The organism is Microbacterium sp. SORGH_AS_0969 (assembly GCF_030818255.1).
Lineage (GTDB): Bacteria > Actinomycetota > Actinomycetes > Actinomycetales > Microbacteriaceae > Microbacterium.
Window position 1 is genome coordinate 113,429 of sequence record NZ_JAUTAG010000001.1, and the last position, 20,481, is coordinate 133,909.

At 71.0% G+C, this 20,481-nt stretch carries 22 protein-coding genes, 1 pseudogene and 1 riboswitch; of the genes and pseudogenes, 14 read left to right on the forward strand and 9 right to left on the reverse strand.

Translation table 11 applies throughout. The features are described from left to right. Positions 1-24: 24 nt before the first annotated feature. Positions 25-1,200 (reverse strand): GAF domain-containing sensor histidine kinase, encoded by a 1,176-nt coding sequence (locus tag QE388_RS00545; protein ID WP_307382121.1) that lies wholly within the window; start codon positions 1,198-1,200, stop codon positions 25-27. Positions 1,201-1,311: 111 nt separating this feature from the next. Here QE388_RS00545 and QE388_RS00550 point away from each other — a divergent pair, with 111 nt between their 5' ends. Together QE388_RS00550 and QE388_RS00555 are read left to right on the forward strand one after the other, a co-directional pair. Further along, positions 1,312-1,455, forward strand: coding sequence for a hypothetical protein (locus QE388_RS00550; RefSeq protein ID WP_275801482.1), 144 nt, complete (start codon positions 1,312-1,314; stop codon positions 1,453-1,455). Beyond that, on the forward strand, positions 1,452-1,595 hold the full coding sequence (locus QE388_RS00555) for a hypothetical protein (RefSeq protein ID WP_275801483.1): 144 nt from the start codon (positions 1,452-1,454) through the stop codon (positions 1,593-1,595). The genes QE388_RS00550 and QE388_RS00555 overlap by 4 nt, the downstream gene beginning before the upstream one ends. A gap of 77 nt (positions 1,596-1,672) precedes the next feature. On the opposite strand, the gene QE388_RS00560 is transcribed toward QE388_RS00555, so the two are convergent. The 5 genes from QE388_RS00560 to QE388_RS00580 all read right to left on the reverse strand — a co-directional run bounded on the left by QE388_RS00560 (position 1,673) and on the right by QE388_RS00580 (position 6,317). After that, on the reverse strand, positions 1,673-2,995 hold the full coding sequence (locus QE388_RS00560; protein WP_307382123.1) for a hypothetical protein: 1,323 nt from the start codon (positions 2,993-2,995) through the stop codon (positions 1,673-1,675). A 130-nt stretch (positions 2,996-3,125) separates the two neighbouring features. Beyond that, positions 3,126-3,449, reverse strand: a complete 324-nt coding sequence (locus QE388_RS00565) for a multidrug efflux SMR transporter (RefSeq protein WP_307382124.1) — start codon at positions 3,447-3,449, stop codon at positions 3,126-3,128. 10 nt (positions 3,450-3,459) lie between these two features. After that, positions 3,460-3,524, reverse strand: a riboswitch (guanidine-III (ykkC-III) riboswitch). Between the two features lie 275 nt (positions 3,525-3,799). Further along, on the reverse strand, positions 3,800-4,660 hold the full coding sequence (locus QE388_RS00570; protein ID WP_307382125.1) for a CPBP family intramembrane glutamic endopeptidase: 861 nt from the start codon (positions 4,658-4,660) through the stop codon (positions 3,800-3,802). Beyond that, positions 4,657-5,412 (reverse strand): tRNA (guanosine(46)-N7)-methyltransferase TrmB, encoded by a 756-nt coding sequence (gene trmB / locus QE388_RS00575; RefSeq protein ID WP_307382127.1) that lies wholly within the window; start codon positions 5,410-5,412, stop codon positions 4,657-4,659. Before trmB ends, QE388_RS00570 begins: the two co-directional genes overlap by 4 nt. 71 nt (positions 5,413-5,483) lie before the next feature. After that, on the reverse strand, positions 5,484-6,317 hold the full coding sequence (locus QE388_RS00580; protein ID WP_307382129.1) for a DUF3097 domain-containing protein: 834 nt from the start codon (positions 6,315-6,317) through the stop codon (positions 5,484-5,486). Between the two features lie 123 nt (positions 6,318-6,440). Here QE388_RS00580 and QE388_RS00585 point away from each other — a divergent pair, with 123 nt between their 5' ends. The 4 genes from QE388_RS00585 (at position 6,441) to QE388_RS00600 (ending at position 10,640) form a co-directional block, all read left to right on the forward strand. Continuing rightward, positions 6,441-8,462 carry a YgcG family protein gene (locus QE388_RS00585; protein WP_307382134.1) on the forward strand — a complete coding sequence of 674 codons (2,022 nt, stop codon included), beginning with the start codon at positions 6,441-6,443 and terminating at the stop codon, positions 8,460-8,462. Positions 8,463-8,553: 91 nt separating this feature from the next. After that, entirely contained in the window at positions 8,554-9,309 is a 756-nt protein-coding gene (locus tag QE388_RS00590) for a PspA/IM30 family protein (RefSeq protein ID WP_307382136.1), read from the forward strand. 66 nt (positions 9,310-9,375) lie between these two features. Continuing rightward, a complete protein-coding gene (locus tag QE388_RS00595; protein WP_307382137.1) occupies positions 9,376-10,188 on the forward strand; it encodes an arginase family protein in 813 nt (270 codons plus the stop codon). Continuing rightward, positions 10,185-10,640 carry a Fe-S oxidoreductase gene (locus QE388_RS00600; RefSeq protein ID WP_307382138.1) on the forward strand — a complete coding sequence of 152 codons (456 nt, stop codon included), beginning with the start codon at positions 10,185-10,187 and terminating at the stop codon, positions 10,638-10,640. Before QE388_RS00595 ends, QE388_RS00600 begins: the two co-directional genes overlap by 4 nt. 364 nt (positions 10,641-11,004) lie before the next feature. Here the strand turns inward: QE388_RS00600 and QE388_RS00605 are convergent, their stop codons facing one another. The 3 genes from QE388_RS00605 to QE388_RS00615 form a co-directional block, all read right to left on the reverse strand. Next, positions 11,005-11,469, reverse strand: coding sequence for an SIP domain-containing protein (locus tag QE388_RS00605; RefSeq protein WP_307382139.1), 465 nt, complete (start codon positions 11,467-11,469; stop codon positions 11,005-11,007). A gap of 76 nt (positions 11,470-11,545) precedes the next feature. Then, on the reverse strand, positions 11,546-12,256 hold the full coding sequence (locus tag QE388_RS00610) for a tyrosine-protein phosphatase (protein ID WP_307382140.1): 711 nt from the start codon (positions 12,254-12,256) through the stop codon (positions 11,546-11,548). Further along, positions 12,253-12,741, reverse strand: coding sequence for a carboxymuconolactone decarboxylase family protein (locus QE388_RS00615; RefSeq protein WP_307382141.1), 489 nt, complete (start codon positions 12,739-12,741; stop codon positions 12,253-12,255). The genes QE388_RS00610 and QE388_RS00615 overlap by 4 nt, the downstream gene beginning before the upstream one ends. 89 nt (positions 12,742-12,830) lie before the next feature. On the opposite strand from QE388_RS00615, the gene QE388_RS00620 reads away from it, so the two are divergent. The 8 genes and pseudogenes from QE388_RS00620 to QE388_RS00655 all read left to right on the forward strand — a co-directional run bounded on the left by QE388_RS00620 (position 12,831) and on the right by QE388_RS00655 (position 20,435). Next, complete coding sequence (locus QE388_RS00620; RefSeq protein WP_307382142.1) at positions 12,831-13,748, forward strand: alpha/beta fold hydrolase; 918 nt, start codon at positions 12,831-12,833, stop codon at positions 13,746-13,748. A gap of 140 nt (positions 13,749-13,888) precedes the next feature. Beyond that, positions 13,889-15,400: an ABC transporter substrate-binding protein gene (locus QE388_RS00625; protein WP_307382143.1), complete on the forward strand. Its 1,512-nt coding sequence runs from the start codon at positions 13,889-13,891 to the stop codon at positions 15,398-15,400. Further along, positions 15,397-16,348: pseudogene (locus QE388_RS00630) on the forward strand (ABC transporter permease). The gene QE388_RS00625 and the pseudogene QE388_RS00630 overlap by 4 nt, the downstream one beginning before the upstream one ends. After that, complete coding sequence (locus tag QE388_RS00635) at positions 16,345-17,214, forward strand: ABC transporter permease (protein ID WP_307382144.1); 870 nt, start codon at positions 16,345-16,347, stop codon at positions 17,212-17,214. Before QE388_RS00630 ends, QE388_RS00635 begins: the two are co-directional and overlap by 4 nt. Next, positions 17,211-18,071, forward strand: a complete 861-nt coding sequence (locus QE388_RS00640; protein ID WP_307382145.1) for an ABC transporter ATP-binding protein — start codon at positions 17,211-17,213, stop codon at positions 18,069-18,071. The genes QE388_RS00635 and QE388_RS00640 overlap by 4 nt, the downstream gene beginning before the upstream one ends. Further along, positions 18,068-18,856, forward strand: a complete 789-nt coding sequence (locus tag QE388_RS00645; protein WP_307382146.1) for an ATP-binding cassette domain-containing protein — start codon at positions 18,068-18,070, stop codon at positions 18,854-18,856. Before QE388_RS00640 ends, QE388_RS00645 begins: the two co-directional genes overlap by 4 nt. A gap of 204 nt (positions 18,857-19,060) precedes the next feature. After that, a complete protein-coding gene (locus QE388_RS00650) occupies positions 19,061-20,119 on the forward strand; it encodes a M4 family metallopeptidase (protein ID WP_307382147.1) in 1,059 nt (352 codons plus the stop codon). Beyond that, positions 20,106-20,435, forward strand: a complete 330-nt coding sequence (locus QE388_RS00655; protein ID WP_307382148.1) for a protealysin inhibitor emfourin — start codon at positions 20,106-20,108, stop codon at positions 20,433-20,435. Before QE388_RS00650 ends, QE388_RS00655 begins: the two co-directional genes overlap by 14 nt. Positions 20,436-20,481: the final 46 nt, after the last annotated feature.

The following is a 20,481-nucleotide window of genomic DNA, read 5'->3' on the forward strand; positions in this document are numbered from 1 at the left end:
CTCAGGCGGATCGCCCGGTAACCGTCACGCCGCCGCCGGGAGCACGAACCACGCGCGCGTCCCGCCCTCCGGAGACGCGTCGAGGCCGATCGAGCCGTTATGCGCGTCGACGATGCGTTGGCAGGTCGCAAGCCCGATGCCGATTCCCGGCACGTCGGCACCGTGTCCACGCTGCATGGGCTCGAAGACGCGGTCGCGCATCTCGGGTTCGAGCGCCTCACCGTTGTCGTCCACGTTGATCCTCCACCCGTCGGGCAGTGTCTCGACCGTGACGCGGATCCGCGGAACCCGCTCGGCGGCGACCGTGAACTTCACCGCGTTCGCGATGAGATTCTGCAGCAGTACCCGCAGGAGGGTGTCGTCGGCGCGGACGAGGGTGGACGCGTCCACCGTCACCTCGGCCCCCGCGCTGACGAGGCTTCCGTCGAGGTCCTCCAGCACGGCGTCGACGGTGTCGGCCACGTCGACCTCGGTCACGCGAGGTCGCGTCCCACCCATTCGAGCGAAATCGAGCAGGTCGGTGACCATTGCGGTCATTCGTCCGGCGGCAGCCTCCGCGCGCGCGAGAGACTGCGCCGCCCGGGGCGCCTCCGCCATCTCGGGGCTGTCGGCGGCGAGTTCGATGAAGCCGGTCAGCGCCGTGAGCGGGTTGCGAAGGTCGTGGCTGACCTGGACCGCGAACTGCTCGAGCTGCGCGTTGGACTCCACCAGCTCACGCTGGATACGCCGCAGTTCGAGGACATCGATCACCTGGTGGGCGAGCAGGTCGAGGGCTCGGCTGCTGGCATCCGAAAGCTCTCCGACGACGTCGTCGAACACGCACAGCGTGCCGATCGCGACGCCCGCGGGCGTGATCAGCGGACTGGAGGCGTAGAACCGGACGTGGGCGATCTCGCCGGTGACGAAGGGATTCTGGGCGAAACGCCTGTCGAGCTGGGCGTCGGGGACGACCACGCGTCCCGGAGAGCTGATCACGGCCGCGCACATCGAGTCCTCGCGGGAGCAGACAGCCGCCTGGATGCCGACAGCCGCGATCTGGTGCTGCATCCGGTCGTCGATGATGTTGATCACCGCGGTGGGAACGCCGCACATCGTGGCCGCGAGCTCGACGAGCCCCTGGAGATCGGGCTCCGACGGCTCCCCGATGAGCCGGTACTGCGCGATCGCCTCGCGTCGCGTCACATCATGCGCTGTGGACACGTCGTCCCCTCTTTGTGGTACTCCCCTCCCCCGAGCCTAGTGCGGTTACACCCCCTGCGGCCGGGGTGGAAGGGGGTCGCATCCGCCCCGACTCACGCGAAGAGTGACGACATGAGCACTCCGACCCCCTCCCCTCAGACGCCCACCGAACCCGGCACCCCGACAGCGCCCGAGCCCCTCGCTCCGAACCCCGCAGAGCCCACGGTGCCGCTCCCGCCCGAGACCGCCCCGGCTCCTTCCGGAGTCACGCGATGAGCGGCGGGAAGAGCGACGAGTCAGCCGGCGCTTTCGCCGAGGACGAGGCCGAAGCCGTCGGCACCGCGGAGATGGATGCCGACAACCCGGTCGAGGAAGACATGATCGAGGCCGTGGACCCCGGCGGCAGCCCCGACTGACCTCGCGGAACGAACACCCCGCGGAACGACGAGGGGGCGACGCCATCGCGGCGTCGCCCCCTCGTCGTTCGTTCAGGTCACGGGTTCCCGCGGGTCCAGAGCAGAAGGATCGCGACGACCTGCAGGACAAGGCACCCGACCAGGATCGCGGCACGGCGACGCGGGGTCGACGACCAGCGCTCGTCGGCCATCATCGGCGCCATCGGCATGAGCAGACGGAACGTGCTCTGCTGCGGAAGGAACACCGCGAGGATGTAGACCCCGTAACTGAACGCGTACGACACGACCATGAGTCCGAGACGGCGGACCGGACGCGACCACATCAGCGCGACGAAGGCGACGATCAGGGCGATCACCAGCACGATGCCGACGACGCCGAGGTGCGTGCCCGCCTGGCGGAACCACGGCGTGAACGGCGTGAACGCGTCGTTGCCGACGTAGTCGAGCCACCAGCCGAGCTCGGTGCGGATGTAGGCGTTGTGGGTCCCGGTCACGTACTGCGCGATGTGGTTCCACGACAGACCGGCGATCGCGATGGTTCCGCCGGTGACCATGAGAGACGCCCACTCGCGGACGGGGAACGGATCCACGCGGCGACGGAAGAACCGCACCAGGAAGACGATCCCGAGAGCGAGCCCGAGGGCGAGGACACCCGGCCGCGTGTAGGCGGTGATGAGGCCGATGGGGAGGATCCAGAGGTACTTGCGCTTGATAGCGAGCAGCATCGCTCCGAACATCAGCGCCATGAACAGGCCCTCGCTGTACCCGATGACGAAGAGGAACGACATCGGCGCGAAGGAGAAGAACACGACCGCCCACCAGGCCGGCTGGGGCTTGGTGACGGTGCGCAGCAGGAGGAAGAGCAGCCAGGTGGCGCCGAGGCTCGCGCCGAGGCTGAGGAGCACCGCGATGGGCTGCCACCCGAGGCCCGTGGCATCCGAGAGAACCCGGACGAGTCCGGGGAAGACGGGCAGGAACGCCCAGTTGTTGGGGAGGATGTCGCCCGACACGTTCATCGGGAGCGACATCGGGTACCCCTGCGCCGCGATCTGCCCGTAACGGTCGGCGTCCCAGCCGGTGAGGTAGTCGAAGAAGGTGCCGAGGCGCTCGCTGTCGGGACCGAAGCCCCAGCGGGCGGCCTTCGCGATCGAGTAGAAGCCCCAGAGGAATCCGAAGTTCACCGCGCGCGCGACGGCCCAGAGCAGCAGAACCCGGGTGAACGATCCGCGCTCCACGGGCACCGCGCCCTGCGGCGGACGCAGGACGTCTTCGCCGTACTGCCGCAGTGCACGGCCGATGCGCGACCCGCGCAGGCGGTCGAGGCGACGGTATCGGCTCGGGCGCTCGATGACGCGCGAGGGACGCGTCGGGGAGGCAAGCTCGCTCGGCGGTGCGCTCACTCGGAACCTTTCACAGAGGAAGATGTGGGCGAGTGACGACGGTGTCGGGCCCGGACAAGTGCAGTGAAGCCAGATCGTAGCGGATCAAACCGAACGTTCCATCCGGTTGACTTTCAGGAAAAGTCCCTGGTCAGTGGGTGTCGCTGACCAGCTTGAGGCCGACGACGCACCCGACGAGCCCCAGCACGAGCAGCACCTTGACCACCGAGAGCGCCTCAGCTCCCGTGGCCATGGCGAAGACGACCGTCAGGGCCGCACCGATTCCGACCCACACCGCGTACGCGGTGCCGGTGGGAATCTCGCGCATCGCGAAGGCGAGTCCGCCCATGGATGCCACGAGCGCGACGCCGAAGACCACGGTCGGCCAGAGCCTGGTGAAGCCCTCCGAGCGGCCGAGCGCGGTGGCCCAGACCGCCTCGAGGATTCCGGACACGATGAGGACGATCCACGACATGGCTGTACTCCCTGGCCAGTCTTGTCGCGCTCCGGGTACTGATCCCTCGTCCGGGGACGCGATCGAGCGTCCTCCTCCTACGGTAGGGAACGCGCCTGGGCAGAGCCCGTGCGGGGCACCGGGGGTCGGCATCCGCTCGTCCGTGATGTGGGTTGCCGGAGCGGGGCGGGTCCTGCGCGGGGTGCGGGTGCGGGCGGGTCCTGCGCGGGGTGCGGGTGCGGGCGGGCGCATAAACGCGATTCGCGCACGGAAACACGCTCTCCTCGCGTTTCTGTGCGCGAACGGCGTTTATGCGCGAGGCGGCGGCTCTGCGGAGCCCGGCCGGGGCACCGACGGCACCTCCGCGCGCGTCAGAGCAGGAAGACGGATGCCGCCGACGGATTGTGCGCGTGCACGAGCACGCCGAAGACCACGGCGTCGAAGAGCAGGTGCACCGTCACGACGTACCAGAGCGAGCGGGTCTTCAGGAACAGGAAGCCCTGGACGATCGCGAAGGGCACGGTGAGCAGCGGTCCCCACGCCTGGTAGCCGAGCTCCCACAGGAACGAGACGAACACGATCGCCTGCAGGAGGTTCGCTGTCAGGTCGGGGAAGTGCCGGCGCAGCAGCACGAACACGGTGCAGATGAAGAAGAGCTCGTCCCAGATGCCGACCGCGCCGACCCCCACGAACAGGCGCGCGATGAGGTCGGGGGTGTCCACGACGGGCCAGTTCATGTAGACGCCCGAGGTGATGAAGTAGAACGGCAGGATCAGATACCCCAGCACGATCACCCCGGCGAGCCACACCCACTGCCACCACGTCCACCGGCCGCCGCCGCGCCAGGGGAAGCGGATCGCATAGTCGCGGTAGACGAAACGCGAAACGACGTAGGGAACGACCACCGCGCCGCCCAGGGCGAGGGTGAACCGCACGAAGGCGGCGTTGTCGAGCTCGGCGTGCAACGGGATCAGGCTGACGATGAACTGCCCGATCGCCACGAGCGACACGTCGCGGGCGATGCTGGGCTCTTCGCTCCGGGCGAGGGCGACCCCGTTGCGGCGGTCGACGAGGACCGCGGATGCCACGGCGAGAGCCAGCAGCAACCACCCGAGCCACACGATCTGGACGACGAACAACACCGGGGCGGCGAGGCACACCAACAGCGCCGGGAGGAGCTTCGGCGTCCAGGTGGAACGCTCGCGCACCGGCACCGCGGTGTGCGCGGTCACGGGGAGACCCGTGTATAGGTCAGGTCGCGGATGTCGCGGCCGACCCGGAGCCCCTTGCGCTCGAAGGCGGTGAGCAGCCGGCCGTCGAAACGCTCGGCCCACTCCCCCGTGAACGCCCGCTCGAAGCCGTCGGCCTCGTCGAGGACGTCGCGCATCTGGTCGGCGTAGTCCTGCCAGTCGGTGGCGAGGCGCAGGGTTCCGCCCGGGCGGATCGCCTGAGCGGCGATGCGCGTGAACTCCGGGGCGACGAGCCGGCGCTTGGTGTGCTTGTTCTTGTGCCACGGGTCGGGGAAGAAGACCCAGAGCTCGTCGACGGATGCCGCGGGCAGCATATGCTCCAGCACCTCGGGGGCATTGGCCTCGACGAGGCGGAGATTCTTCACGCCCTCGCGGTCGGCGTCGAGCATGGTGCGCGCGAGGCCCGCCGTGAACACCTCGACCGCGAGGAAGTTGGTCTCGGGGTCGCTGGCTGCGGCCGAAACGATCTGGTGGCCTTGCCCCGAGCCGATCTCGACGACGAGGCGGGCCGAGCGCCCGTAGACCTGCGCGAGGTCGACAGTCGCACCGGCCTTGACGCTCGTCGCCGCCGCGGCGCGCTCCACGGGCAGCAGGTAGAACGGCGAGAGCTCGGCCCACGCGCGGTCCTGCGCCTCGGACATGCGGCCGCTTCGACGCACGAACGACACCGGCTTGTCGCGGAACACGGGCGCGGCATCCATGGCATCCGGGTTATCCGCCGCGTGAGGGGTCATTTTCTGTCGCTCGAGCGACGCGGAAGCGACAGATTCTGACCCCTCACGCGAGAGGGCACGCTTGCGGCCGCTCACGGGACGGTCACGAAATCGATGAGCTCCTCGACGCGGCCGAGCAGGGCCGGTTCGAGGTCGCGGAACGTGGTCACTCTCGACAGGATGTGCTGCCAGGCGCGGGCGAGGTCGGCCTGCTCTTCCGCGGGCCAGCCGAGGGCGCGGCACACGCCGACCTTCCACTCGATCGAGCGGGGGACCTCGGGCCAAGCGGCGATCCCCAGGGCACGGGGCGTGACGCACTGCCACACGTCGACGAAGGGGTGACCGACGATGCGTACGTGGGCGCCGTGGCGGCCGCGTGCGATCTTCTCGGCGATGCGCGACTCCTTGGAGCCCGCGACGAGGTGATCGACGAGCACGCCGTAGCGTCGCTCGGCGGTCGGGGGCTCGGCATCCAGGGTCTGTTCGAGCAGGTCGACGCCCTCGAGATACTCGACGACGACGCCCTCGGCGCGCAGGTCGGCGCCCCAGACCTTCTCGACGAGCTCGGCGTCGTGCTTGCCCTCGACGAAGATGCGGCTCGCGCGCGCCGTGCGGGCGCGCTGGTCGTCGACGGCGAAGGACCCGGATGCCGTGCGTGTACGACCCTTCGCGGCGGCGGCCGGGCCGGTCAGCACGACCGGCTTGCCGTCGACGAGGAAGCCTCCGCCGAGGGGGAAGAGCCTGCGCTTGCCGAAGCGGTCCTCGAGCTCGACGTTCATGCCCTCGACCCGGGTCACGGCGCCCACGTAATCCGTGCCGGCGACCTCGACCACCAGATCGACGGATGCCGCCACCCGGGCGGGCTTCACTCGTCCGGCGTCGCGCCAGCCGCGGGCGAGCACATCGGTGCCGTAGCGGTCGTCCATTCCTACCTCCGAGCGTCCGAGCCTATGCGGCGCTCCTGTGCGCTGAGAGCGGACGCGCCGCTCCTACCCCCGTGTCGGAGGTCGTTTATAGAGTGGACGGGTCCGGCAGCCGAAGGGGGAGGCATGCGAAAGCCCAGTGCCGCGAAAGCGACGGTGGCTCTGCTCGTGCTGATCGCCGGGGTGCTCGGGTGGCCGCTGTCCGCCGCGGCCGTTCCGCCGCCGTCACTGGGTTCGAGCTTCGTCCTCGACCAGGCCGACGTCCTCACCAACGCGCAAGAGGCCGAGGTGCAGTCGCGACTCGTGCGGCTCACCGACGACACCGGCTTCGACATGTGGGTCGCGTACGTCGACGAGTTCACGCAGCCCGAGGCGGCCGCGGACTGGGCCAACGAGACGGCCAACCGCAACAACCTCGGTCCGCACCAGTACCTTCTCGCCGTCTCGGTCGGCGGCCGCGCCTACTACCTGTCGGGCGACGTCGACGACGGTGCCCTCACGTCGACGCAGCTGGCCGACATCGAGCAGGACCTCGTCCAGCCCGCCCTCTCGAACGGTGACTGGGCCGGGGCGGCGATCACGGCCGCGGACGGGCTCACGGCCGCCGAGCGCGCCGCTCCCGCACCCGCCCCGCCGACGCCCGCCGGGAGCGGGCCCGACATCGGCCTCATCGCGCTCCTCGTCGTGCTCGTGCTGGCGATCGGCGGCGGCCTGCTGTGGTTCGGGCTGCGCCGTCGGCGCGCGGCATCCGGGGGCTCGTCGACGCGCGAGGAAGACATCGACGATCTCGCGAAGCGGGCGGGGTCGGCGCTCGTCGCCACCGATGACGCGATCAAGAACAGCGAGCAAGAACTCGGGTTCGCCCGCGCGCAGTTCGGCGACGAGGCCGCGGCCCCGTTCGTCGAGGTCCTCGCGCAAGCGAAGGCCGACCTCGACCGTGCCTTCACGATCTCGCAGCAGCTCGACGACGAGACGCCGGAAAGTCCCGAACAGCGCCGCGCGGGGTACACCGAGATCCTCCGCCTGTGCGCGTCGGCCGATGAGGCCCTGGATGCCAAGGCGACGGCGTTCGAAGAGCTTCGCGCTCTCGAGGCCGAGGCCCCGGAGGCCCTGGCGCGCGTGCAGGAGCAGCACGCCGCGGCTGCGGCCGCGCTCCCCGGCGCCGAGGCCGAGCTCGCGCGACTACGCCGGCGATATGCCGACACCGCTCTCGCCCCCGTCGCCGACAACCCGGCGCAGGCGCGCGCACGGCTGGACCTCGCCGCGCAACAGATCGCCGCGGCCTCGAGCGCTCTCGCCGCGGGTGAGAAAGGCGATGCGGCCGTCGCTCTGCGCGCGAGCCAAGCCGCCGTGAGTCAGGCCGAGACGCTCGAGAAGGCCGTGTCGACGCTGGCCGCCGACCTGGCGACCGCTGAGCGGCGGTGCGCCGACCTCTCGGCCGAGATCGACGGCGACATCGCCGCCGCGGGCGCTCTCCCCGACCCTGACGGCCGGATCGCGGGAGCCGTGGCGGCCGCGACGGCGCAACGCAACGCGGCACGCGCCTCGCTCGGCGGGGAGCGCTCGGACCCTCTCGGAGCACTCGGCACGCTCGAGAAGGCCAACGCGACCATCGATGCGGTCCTCGCCGAAGCGCGCGACGCGGCCGAGCGCCAGCGTCGCGCCGCCTCACAGCTCGACAGCACCCTCGTGCAAGCGCGCGCTCAGGTGTCGTCGACCGAGAGCTTCATCGCCGCGCGGCGAGGAGCCGTCGGGCCCACGGCCCGGACGCGTCTGGCCGAAGCCGGTGCCGCCCTCGTGCAGGCCGAGCAGTTGCGCGCGAGCGATCCGGTGACGGCGCTATCGCTCGCTCAGCGCGCGGTCCAGCTCTCCGGCGAGGCCGGATCGCTCGCCCAGAACGACGTGGGCGGTTTCAGCGGCGGCTCCGGTGGCGGACCTGATGTGCTCGGCGCGATCCTGGGCGGGATCGCGGTGAACTCGCTGCTCGGCGGGGGCGGTTCGCGCTCGCGCGGCGGCTTCGGCGGTGGTTTCGGTGGGAGCGTGCGCTCCGGCGGCTCCCGGTCGCGCTCCGGCGGTGGCGGCATGCGTTCGGGCGGGTCGCGGAGCAGTGGCGGCGGCCGGTCGCGTCGCGGAGGCGGGCGCTTCTGAGCCACCGCCGCAAGCCGATCCCGGCCGTCACAGAAAATTCGTAGCATTCGACACCAGACTCGACATCGTCGCCCTAGGAAGGAACCCCCGCATGGCCAAGCAGTCCATCTTCGGTCGCATGACCACCCTCGTCCGCGCGAACATCAACGCGCTCCTCGACCAGGCCGAGGACCCGCAGAAGATGCTGGATCAGCTCGTCCGCGACTACTCCAACTCGATCGCCGACGCCGAATCGGCGATCGCCGAGACCATCGGCAACCTGCGCCTCCTCGAGCGCGACCACCAGGAAGACCGCCAGGCCGCCGCGGAGTGGGGCAACAAGGCCCTCGCCGCGAGCCGCAAGGGCGACGAGCTCCGCGCGTCGGGCAACATCGCCGAGGCCGACAAGTTCGACAACCTCGCCAAGATCGCTCTCCAGCGTCAGATCACCGCCGAGGGCGAGGCCAAGGCCGCCGAGCCGACCATCGCCGCGCAGACCGAGGTCGTCGACAAGCTCAAAGACGGTCTCAACGGCATGAAGACCAAGCTCGAGCAGCTCAAGGCCAAGCGCAACGAGCTCACGGCACGGGCGAAGGTCGCCGAGGCGCAGAACAAGGTGCACGACGCGGTCCGCTCGATCGACGTCCTCGACCCGACGAGCGAGCTCGGCCGCTTCGAAGACAAGATCCGCCGTCAGGAGGCCCTGGCCGCCGGAAAGCAGGAGCTGGCCGCTTCGAGCATCGACGCGCAGTTCAACGCTCTGGAGGACGTGGGCGAGCTCACCGAGGTCGAGGCACGCCTCGCCGCCCTCAAGGTCGGCGGCCCCCAGCGCGCCGCGATCGACGCCCCGAGCCCCGACCAGGTCTGATCCGTTCCGAGAGTGCATCGCCCGGCCCGCCGGGCGGTGCACTCTCGGTCTCTTCCGGAGGTACCCATGGCGCGTTTCATCGTCGCTCCCCAGTGGCAGGGATCTTCCTCGTCTCGGGCGATGCAGCTCATCGACGGGGCCGAGGCGATCGCGGGCGACCTGCCGCGCGCCTCCACCACGGTGCTCGACGCCGTACCCGAGGCCGGCGACGCCCAGGGCACCCCCGTGCATCGGCTCAGCGCCCTGATGCGGATGCGCGAGCGGATCGAAGACGCCGTCCGCGCGAGTGCCGATCCCGCGATCGTCGTCGGCGGCGACTGCGGCGTGGCCCTCGGCGCGGTCTCCCCCGTCGCGGGCGACGACCTCGCCGTGGTCTGGATCGACGCGCACGCCGACCTGAACACCCCCACCTCCTCCCCCAGCGGCGCCTTCCACGGGATGGTCCTACGCGCGATCGCCGGAGAGGGCGACGACCTCCACCGCCTCGAGCCCGGAATCTCGCCGACCCGGATCGTTCTCGCGGGAACTCGGGCTCTGGATGCCGAGGAGCAGCGCTTCATCGACGAGCACGGCATCCGTGTCATCGCGCCGGACGCTCTCGCCGACCCCGAGGTGCTGGCCGACGCGGTGCAGGCGACCGGAGCCTCCCGTGTGTACGTGCACGTCGACCTCGACGTGCTCGACCCGGCGGAGATGACCGGCGTCGCCCTGCCCGAGCCCTTCGGCGCGCGCACGACCGACGTCGTGGCATCCCTTCGTCTTCTGCGAGAGCGGGTGCCTCTCGCGGGGGCCACGCTCACCGAGTTCTCGCCGTCGTCGCCCGCGGCCGCCGTCGACGACCTGGGGACGATCCTCCGGCTCATCGGGGCCTTGGCGTGAGCCGGATCCCGAGGCCGCCGGTCGGATGGCGTGAGCGCGCCGACCGGGCTGTCGCGCGGGGGCGCTTCTGGGACCGCTTCATTCCCGGCTTCCTGCTCGACTCCCCCGTCAGCCGCGTCGGGTACTGGTACGGCTGCACCGTCGGATGGGTGTGGGGATCCCTCTGGAGCACCGGTCGCGTCGAGAAGCGACACGGCCTGTGGGTGTTCCGCGGGCTGCCCTCGTGGGCGTATCCCCGCGGCGGCGTCTGCGTCGGCGGGTGCTTCCTCACCGGCGACGCCCGCCCGACCGACACCGTGCTCGGCCACGAGGCCGTGCACAAACGCCAGTGGCAGCGCTACGGCTTCCTCATGCCGGTCCTTTACGCCCTCGCCGGCCGCGACCCCTTGCGCAACCGCTTCGAGATCGAGGCGGGGCTGGCCGAGGGCAACTACCTGCCGCGCGGCAGCTGAGCGGCGCGGTCTCGCGGCGGCGCGGTGTCGGTGCCGCCTCGTTCCCCGCCGCCCCGGCGCTCCGCGCGCCGGCGCACGGCACCGCCGCCGAACGCGCATAAACGCCATCCGCTCACAGAAACACGAGCACAGCGCGTTTATGCGCGCGGATCGCGTTTATGCCGTACCGAAAGCGCGCACGCGCCGGCGCTCCGGGGCCCAGCGCTCCGCGGGCCCGCGCACGCCGTGCGACGCGACGCCGTGCACGCGCATAAACGCCATCCACTCACAGAAACACGAGCACAGCGCGTTTATGCGCGCGGATCGCGTTTATGCAGCCCCGAACGGGCGCACACGCACCAGTCGCGCGTTGGCGAGACGATCCTCAGCGCGCGGTCGCGAGACCGAAGCGCTCGGGCGTGTGGATCGACTGCGCATCGACGCCGTGGCGGGCGACGAGCTCGTCCACGATCTCGGCCGTGCCGAGGTATCCGCCCAGCAGGAAGATGCGGGTGTCGTCGTCGTCGCAGCACAGCATCTCGCCGGCCCAGCCCGAGACCGCGCGGACGAGCGCCTCGCCCGCGGCGCAGCAGCGGCCGGTCCCCGGCGCGCCACCGCGGCGGGAACGATCGAGCCAGGTCAGGGTCATGCGCGCGGGAGCCGCGATCCGGCCGATCCACGACGCGTCGGGGACCTCGACGAACACGCGCCCCGTCGAGCAGATCGGCAGCGTCGCCAGCAGGGCCTCGAGCTCGGCGAGAGAGGTCTCGTCGGCGGTCACGAGGTGCTGCACACGGGTGTGCCGCGACGCACGGCAGGCGGCGTCGTTGTGCTCGGAAGAAAGGGACATGATGCCCCCACTATACCCGCGAAGAAGGGTTGCCTAACCTGAGTTCCCGCTTTGTATCGCGACGTCGAGCAATCGCTCAGTCGATCAGCACGTCGTGCAGGCGGCGCACCTCGTCGTCGCTCATCCCGTGGGCCCGGAGGTATCCGGCGGGTGAGCCGTACGCGCGATCGAGACGGTCCAGCAGAGCACGCATCGCGGGGGCCGGTGACCGGGTCGCCAAGGCCTCGGCGTTGACGTTCTCGGGATGGAACGCCCGGATCGCCCGCAGCACGGCAGCGTTGCGCTCGGGCGGCAGGAGGGCCTCGGTACGCGCGTAATCGGCGACCACGGCCTCGCGGTCGACGCCCGCAGCCGCGAGCGCGATCGCGACCGTCACCCCGGTGCGATCCTTGCCCACCGTGCAGTGCACGAGTACGGGCTGGGCCTTCAGGATGCCGCGCACCGCCGACACGATCCGTTCGGCGGACTCCTCGACGAGCTCCGCGTAGAGCTCGTCGAGCGTCACGTCACGGGCGAAGAACGAGTCGACGGAGCCGAGGAACAGCGGCTCGTGCTGCACTTCGACCGGAAGGTCGTCGAAGCGGCTCGGCGCGTGGGCGAGCTCGGTCTCATCGCGCAGGTCGATGACGCGGCGGATGCCCAGCGCGCGCAGCGTGTCGATGCCGTCGTCGTCGACCGCGACGAGATTGCCGGAGCGGAAGAGGACCCCGGCTCGCGTCCGGCGGTCACCCGCGGGCAGCCCGCCGACGTCGCGGAAGTTCGCCGCCCCCGAGACCAGCGACGTCACGCGTTCTCCCCGTGGTCGTGAGCAGCCCGTGGCGGGACGGGGTATCGTCCGGCGATCGCCACGCGGTTGAAGGCGTTGATCGCGATAAGGATCCAACTGAGCGCGACGTACTCTTCTTCACTCAGGATGCCGCCGGCCCGGTCGTAGACGTCGTCGGGGATGCCGTCCTCGTGGATGAAGGTGAACGACTCGGTGAGCTCGAGGGCCGCCCGCTCACGCTCGTCGAACACGCCGGACTCCCGCCAGCTGGCGATCTGCGCGATCACATCGGCGTCGAGGCCGGCCTTCACCGCCGCGTCGACGTGCAGACGCACGCAGTAAGCGCAGCCGTTGAGCTGGGAGGCGTGGATCTGCACGATCTCGCGCACACGCGCGTCGACACCGGCTTCGGCGGCGAGCCGCCCGACGGTGCTCGAGAACGATCGCAGTGCGGCGTACGCCTCGGGGGCCTTCTTCGACAGATGAACGCGCTTCTCCTCACCCATGGCGACAGCCTACGGCGAGCGCGCGACGCGGGCGCGGAAAGGGACGGCGCAGTGGCGGCGCGCGGGCACGGAATGGGAGGGTGGATGCCATGCCCGAGGTCGACGAGTTCTCGTTCCTTCCCGCCCAGGCCGCCGAGGCCGGCCGCCCGACACCGACCGTCGAGCGCGTGCAGCTGACGCTCGACGACGGGCGCGTCCTGAGCGGTCTGCGGTGGGGCGACGCTCCCCCCGCGGTGACGCTCCTCCACGGCGCGGGCCTGAACGCCCACACCTGGGACACGACGCTGCTGCACCTCGGGCTCCCCGCGCTCGCGCTCGACCTCCCGGGGCACGGCGACTCGTCGTGGCGCGACGACGCCGCCTACGTCGCCCGCGTCCTCGCCCCCGACGTGGTGACAGCTATCGAGACATGGGCGGAGGGACCGCAGACGCTGATCGGCCACTCGCTCGGCGGTCTCACGGGTGCCGCGGTCGCGGCATCCCGTCCCGATCTCGTCTCACGACTCCTCGTCGTCGACATCACGCCGGGCATCGACCCGAGCGGCGGTCCCGCGCAGTTGCGGGCGTTCTTCGCCGGCCCCACCGACTGGGCGTCGCGCGACGAGCTGGTGGAGCGCGCGCTGTCGTTCGGTCTCGGCGGATCGCGCGCCGCCGCGGAACGCGGGGTGTTCCACAACTCCCGCGTGCGCCCCGACGGTCGGGTGGAGTGGAAGCACCACTTCGCGCACCTCGCCGCCGCCGCGGTGAACGCCGGGGCGGATCCCTCGACCCCGGATGCCGTGCGCGCGGTGCTCGCGACGACGGGCTGGGACGATGTGGCCCAGGTCACCTCCCCGATCACCCTGATCCGCGGCGAGCGCGGCTTCGTGACCGCCGACGACGCCGACGACCTCGTGCGGCGGGTGCCGACGGCCGACGTCCGCGTCCTCTCGACCGGGCACAACGCCCAGGAGGAGGACCCCGCCGGTCTCGCCGCCCTGATCCGCGAGGTCGCGTCCGCGCACTGACGCCCTGCGCGCGGCGTCATCCTGCGTCGCGCGGCGTCATCAACGGCGTGCGGGGAATACGGGTGAAAGTAGGCTGTTTGCACCCCTGCACGGCATCCACAGCACTCGGATGCCTTCGGCCTGCGAAAGGACATCCCGCAATGCTGCGCCGCACTGCCCTCGCCACGAGCGCGCTCCTGATCTCAGCCCTGCTGCTCACCTCGTGCACGGGCTCGAACACCGCGCCCGGCCCGACCGGCGAGGCCGACCCGAACGCCACTCTCACGGTGCGCCTGTCGCTCGAGCCGTCGAACCTCGACATCCGCCACACCAGCGGAGCCGCCCTCGAGCAAGCCCTCGTCGACAACGTCTACCAGGGCCTCGTGACCCGCAACGGCGACGAGAACAACGCGATCGTGCCCGCGCTGGCCACCGAGTGGAACGTCTCGCCCGACGGTCTGACGTACACGTTCACGCTCCGTCAGGGCGTCACGTTCCACGACGGCAGCGCGCTCACCGCCGACGACGTCGTCACCTCGCTGCAGACCGCGAAAGACGACGCGACGGTGCAGAGCAGCGCCGACCTCGCGAATGTGGCATCCCTCTCCTCCCCCGACGCGTCCACCGTCGTCGTCACGCTCGCGAAGCCCAACATCGACTTCCTGTTCGCGCTGACGGGTCGCGCGGGCCTGATCTTCAAGAACGGCGACACGACGAGCCTCCAAACCGCCGAGAACGGCACGGGTCCCTTCCGCGTCGCGTCGTGGAACACGGGACAGAGCCTCACGCTCGCCCGGTACGACGGCTACTGGGGCGACAAGGCGGGAGTCGCCGAAGTCGTGCTCGACTACATCCCCGACCAGAGCGCGGCCACCAATGCGGCGGTCAGCGGCGACGTCGATGTCGCGCTCGAGATCGACCCCGACCTGCAGGGCCAGATCGAGGGGACCGGCAACTTCACGATCGAGTCCGGGCTCACCACCGACAAGGGCACCCTCGCGTTCAACAACCAGCGCGCCCCCCTGAACGACCAGCGCGTGCGCGAGGCCCTGCGTCTCGCGGTCGACCACAACGCGCTCGTCGAAACGCTGGTCACGGCGCAGCCGCTGAACGGTCCGATCCCCCCGCTCGACCCCGGCTACGAAGACCTCACGGGCAGCGTGTCGTACAACCCCGATCGTGCGCGCGAGCTGCTCGCCGAGGCGGGGGCCGACAACCTCACGCTCACGCTGAAGATCCCGAACGTCTACCCGAGCACGCTCGCCACCTTCCTCGTGTCGTCGTACGCCGATGTGGGAGTCACGCTCAAGGTCGACTCCGTCGACTTCTCCACGTGGCTGACCGACGTGTACACCAACCACGACTACGACCTGAGCTTCGTGCGCCACGTCGAGGCCCGGGACTTCGGCAACTGGGCCGACCCGACCTACTACTTCGGCTTCGACAACGCCGAGGTCCAGCGACTGTACGCGGAGGCCCTGGCGAGCACCGACGACCAGCAGTCGTCCGACCTCCTCGCCGAAGCCGCGCAGATCGTCGATGATCAGGATGCCGCCGACTGGCTGTTCCTCTCGGCCCCGCGCACCGCGGTCGCCACGAACGTGTCGAACTTCCCGAAGAACTCGCTGAACGTGCGCCTGCCGCTGGCGGGCGTGACCGTCTCGTCGGAGTGATCCGCTACGCGCTGACACGGCTGGGCCTGCTCGTGCTGGGCCTGGCCGTGGCCAGCGCGCTGATCTTCCTCTCGCTCCGGGTGCTCCCGGGCGACGTCGCCCAGCTGGTCGGGGGCACGCAGGCGAGCCCCGAGCAGGTCGCCGCGTTGCGCGAGAGGCTCGGGCTGAACGTCCCGCTGTGGCAGCAGTACCTCGACTGGATCGGCGGACTCTTCCGCGGCGACCTCGGCAGCTCGCTTCTCACGGGTACGCCGGTGATGAGCGAGCTGCTCAGCAAGGCGCAGGTGACCGTGCCCCTCGCGGCGATGTCGCTCACGGTGGCCCTCGTCGTCGGCATCCCCCTCGGAGTGATGTCGGCCCTGGGCCGTCGGAGCGCGGGCGGGACCGCGATCAGCGTCGGGGCGCAGGCTCTCGCAGCCGTCCCCGTCGTGTGGGCGGGGATGATGCTCGTCGTCGTGTTCGCCGTGTGGCTGGGGTGGCTCCCACCGCAGGGCTTCCCCCGTGCCGGCTGGAACGATCCGGCTGCGGCGTTCCGGGCGCTCGTGCTGCCGGCGGTGACGATCGGCGTGGTCGAGGGGGCGATGCTCCTCCGCTTCGTGCGGAGCGCGACCCTGCAGGCGCTCGGCCAGGACTACGTGCGCACGGCGGCCGCGAAGGGCCTCACCCGGACGGCGGGCACTGCTGCGCCACGGCCTGCCCAACGTGGGCCTGTCGATCATCACGGTGCTGGGGCTCCAGATCGCGGGGATCATCGTGGGCGCTGTCGTCATCGAGCAGCTGTTCACCCTCCCCGGCGTGGGGCGCATGCTGGTCGCCGACGTGGCGGCGCGCGACCTCCCCAAGGTGCAGGGAGAGCTGCTCGCCCTGACCGGTTTCGTGCTCATCGTCGGCTTCGTCGTCGATCTCGTCCACCGGCTGATCGACCCCCGGCAGAGGGAGGCCTCGTGAGCACCCTCAGACGTCTCTGGGCCCTCGGCACCGGGCGGTTCGGCATCCTGATCGTCGTTCTGCTGGTCGTGGTCGCCCTCGTCTCGTTCGTGTGGACGCCGTTCGACCCCGCCGCGGTCGATGCCCGCGCGCGCTGGACCGACCCGTCCTGGCCGCACGTACTCGGCACCGACAACAACGGCCGCGACATCGCGAGCCTCCTCATGGCCGGCACGCGCACGACGATCGCGGTCGCGGTGGGCGCCGGGGTCGTCGCCTCGGTGCTCGGCATCGCCCTCGCCGCTCTCGGCTCGCTCACCGCCCGGTGGATCCGCGAAAGCGTCGCGGTGCTCGTCGACATCCTCGTCGCCTTCCCCGTGCTGATCATCGCGATGATGATCTCGGCCGTGTGGGGCGGCTCGCTCGCCGTGGTGATCTGGGCCGTCGGGATCGGCTTCGGCGTGAACATCGCGCGCGTCACCCGACCGGAGCTGCGCCGGGTGCTGCAGAGCGACTTCGTCCTGGCGGGGCGCGCGAGCGGGCTCACGACGTGGCAGAACCTCACGCGGCACCTGCTCCCGAACGTCGCGCCCGTCTTCATCGTGCAGTTGTCGTGGGGCATGGCCGTCGCCGTCCTCGCGGAGGCGGGCCTGTCGTACCTCGGCTTCGGCGCCCCGATCACCCAGCCGTCGTGGGGGGTGCTTCTCAACGACCTGCAGGCCTACATCGCCGTGCACCCGCTGACGGTGGTGTGGCCGGGGCTCGCGATCACCCTCACCGTGCTCGGACTCAATCTGCTCGGAGACGCTCTCCGCGAGGCCGCCGATCCGACGCTCGCCGAGCGCACGTCCGCCGCTCGCACCCATGTGCCGGGGGTGGTCGCGTGAGTCTCCGGGTGACCGACCTGCGCGTCGAGATCGACGGTCGCGCCGTCGTCGACGGGATCTCGTTCGAGGTGCCCGACGGTGCCCGCGTCGGCCTCATCGGAGAGTCCGGTTCGGGCAAGTCGCTGACGGCCCTCGCGATCCTCGGGCTGCTCCCCGACGGCGCTCGCGCCACCGGTAGCGTCCGCTGGAACGACCTCGAGATCCTCGGCCTTCCGGATCGCGACCTCGCCACCCTGCGGGGCGACGACATCGGCATGGTCTTCCAGGAACCCCGCACCGCTCTCAACCCCCTCCACACGGTGGGCCGACAGATCGGCGAATCCGTGCGCATCCACGAGAGGGTCTCGCGTCGTGAAGCGCTCCGACGCGCCGTCATCGAGGCCGAGCGCGTGGCCCTGCCCGACCCCGAGCGCATCGTGTCGCGCTACCCGCACCAGCTCTCGGGCGGTCAGCGTCAGCGGGTCGCGATCGCGATGGCGCTCGCATGCCGTCCGCGTCTGCTCATCGCCGACGAGCCGACCACCGCTCTCGACGTGACCATCCAGGCCGGTGTCCTCTCGCTGTTGCGTGAACTGGTCCAGGATGCCGGGATGTCGCTCGTCTTCATCACCCACGACCTCGCGGTCCTCGCGCAGGTCGCGACCCACGCGGTCGTCCTCGAGCACGGACGCGTGGTCGAGCGGGGCGAGGTCTCGGAGCTGCTGCGCGCACCGTCGTCCCCGATCACGCAGGCCCTGCTGCGGGATGCGACGGCGACGCTGTGGCATCCGGAGCATCCTGGTCGGGATGCCGGGACCCCGGACGATCCGCCCACGTTCGCGCACGGCGAAGGTTTCGCGGACGAGGAGGCGCCGTGAGCGAGACGCTGATCCACGCGCGCGGCCTGTCGCGGAGCTACCCCGCACCCCGCCGCGGCTTCGGCCGGCCCGAACGCACGGTCGGTCTCGACGACGTCGACCTGACGGTCCGCGCGGGCTCCGCCGTGGGTGTCATCGGCGAATCGGGATCGGGCAAATCGACGCTCGTCCGCCTGCTGCTGGGTCTCGACGTGCCGACGACCGGCACCGTCGAGGTCGACGGTCGGGCCGTCGACGCGCGCGGGTCGGCCCGGTCGCTGCACTGGCTGCGGCGGGCGACGGGCATCGTCTTCCAGGACCCGTACGCCTCGCTCGACCCCCGCATGAGCGTCGGCCGGATCGTCGGCGAGCCGCTCTGGGCGCTCGGCATCGAGGGCGACCGGCGCGCGCGCGTGCGCGAGGTGCTCGAGCAGGTCGGGCTCGATGCCGACATCGCCGCGCGCTTCCCGCACGAGTTCTCGGGAGGCCAGCGCCAGAGGATCGCCCTCGCGCGCGCGATCGTGCACCGCCCGCGCATCCTCGTCGGCGATGAGCCGCTGTCGGCGCTCGACGTGACCGTGCGCGCGCAGATCCTGCGGCTGCTCGCCCGCCTGCGCGCGGAAGAAGACCTGACGCTCCTGCTCGTCTCGCACGACATCGGTGTGGTGCAGAACGTGTGCGACCAGGTCGTCGTCATGAAGGACGGCCGCGTCGTCGAGCAGGGACCGACCGAGAAGGTGCTGTTGCAGCCCCAGGCCGCGTACACGCGGCAACTGTTGGCATCCGTTCCGACGCTTCCGCGCTGAGCGCACGGATCACTTTGGCGCCACGCGCGAGGTCGGGCACCTGGGCGTGCCGGCGACCGAGGCACGAGAACCGCGAGAGCCGACCCGTCCTCGTCTCGTCCCGTGCTCGGGGCGACGGATGCCGCGCCCCGGCGCCCGCGGACTCTTCGCGCAACTGTGGACAAGGGATGTCTCAACGTCGGAGGTCGGCGCTAGCCTCGGCGCATGATCCCCGGAATCGTTCCCCCCTTCCTGCTCGATCGGCTCGCCTCGACCGATGACCCCCGTCTCGCGCGAGCGGCCGCCGCCGCGCGGAAGACGCTCGCGATGCCGCGGCCGCAGCGTGCCACCCGTCGACGGCTGCGCCTGTCGATCGACGGCGATGCGCTCGTCGCCGAGGCCGTACCGGCACCCGACCGGGTCGTCTCCGACGCACGGAACACCGAGAACCTGCCCGGCCGCCGGGTGCGCAGTGAAGACGAGCCGCCGTCCGTCGACAGCGCCGTCGACGAGGCATACGACGGCCTCGGGGCCACGTACGACTTCTTCTGGGACGCCTTCGCTCGCGACGGCATCGACGCCGCCGGCGGCTCGCTGCTCGCGACCGTCCACTTCGGGGACGACTACGACAACGCGTTCTGGAACGGCGAGCGCATGGTCTTCGGCGACGGCGACGGCGAGGTGTTCGTGGGGTTCACGCGATCACTGAGCGTCATCGCGCACGAGCTGGGGCACGGGGTGACCGAGGCCGCCGGGGGCCTCGAGTACCAGGGGCAGTCGGGTGCGCTGAACGAGTCGCTGTCGGACGTGTTCGGGGCACTCGCCGAGCAGCACCACCGCGGCGAGCGGGCCGACGAGGCGTCGTGGCTGATCGGGTCCGGCATCTTCGCCGAGGCCGTCCAGGGCGAGGCGCTGAGGTCGATGAAGGCGCCGGGTACCGCGTACGACGACGACGTCCTCGGCAAGGACCCGCAGCCGGGGCACATGCGTGACTACGTCGAGACCGACGACGACAACGGCGGTGTACACATCAACTCCGGCATCCCCAACCGGGCCTTCTTCCTGGTCGCGACCCAGCTCGGCGGGTTCGCGTGGGAGCGTGCGGGCCTCATCTGGTACCGCACCCTGACCGCCGGAACGCTCTCGCCCACGGCCGACTTCGCCGCGTTTGCCCGCGCCACCCTGGCCGCGGCGGCGACCGAGTACGGTGAGAAGTCGGAGGAGGTCGCCGCCGTCCGCGCCGCGTGGGCCGGCGTCGGCGTCGAGGAGGATGCCGCAGCCTGACACCGACGAACGCTTCGCCATCGTGGTGGTGCGCTCCGGTGGGATCACCGGCCTGTCGAAGCAGTGGCGGGCGGAACCCGATCCCGAACGGACACCGCACTGGCGCGAGCTCGTCGAGAGCTGCCCGTGGGATGCGCCTCCGACCCCCGCCACCGGGGCCGATCGGTTCCAGTGGCGCATCGAGGTGCGTCGTGGCGACACGGCGGTGCGCCAGGCGCGGCTCAGCGACCAGCAGGTCGAGGGGCCGTGGCGGTCGCTCGTCGACGAAGTGCGCCGGATCGCGGTTCAGGACCGACCGAGCGGGCAGAACTCCTGAGAAACCGGACGTCGATCCTCCCGCAAGCGCGGCACGCGGCATCCGG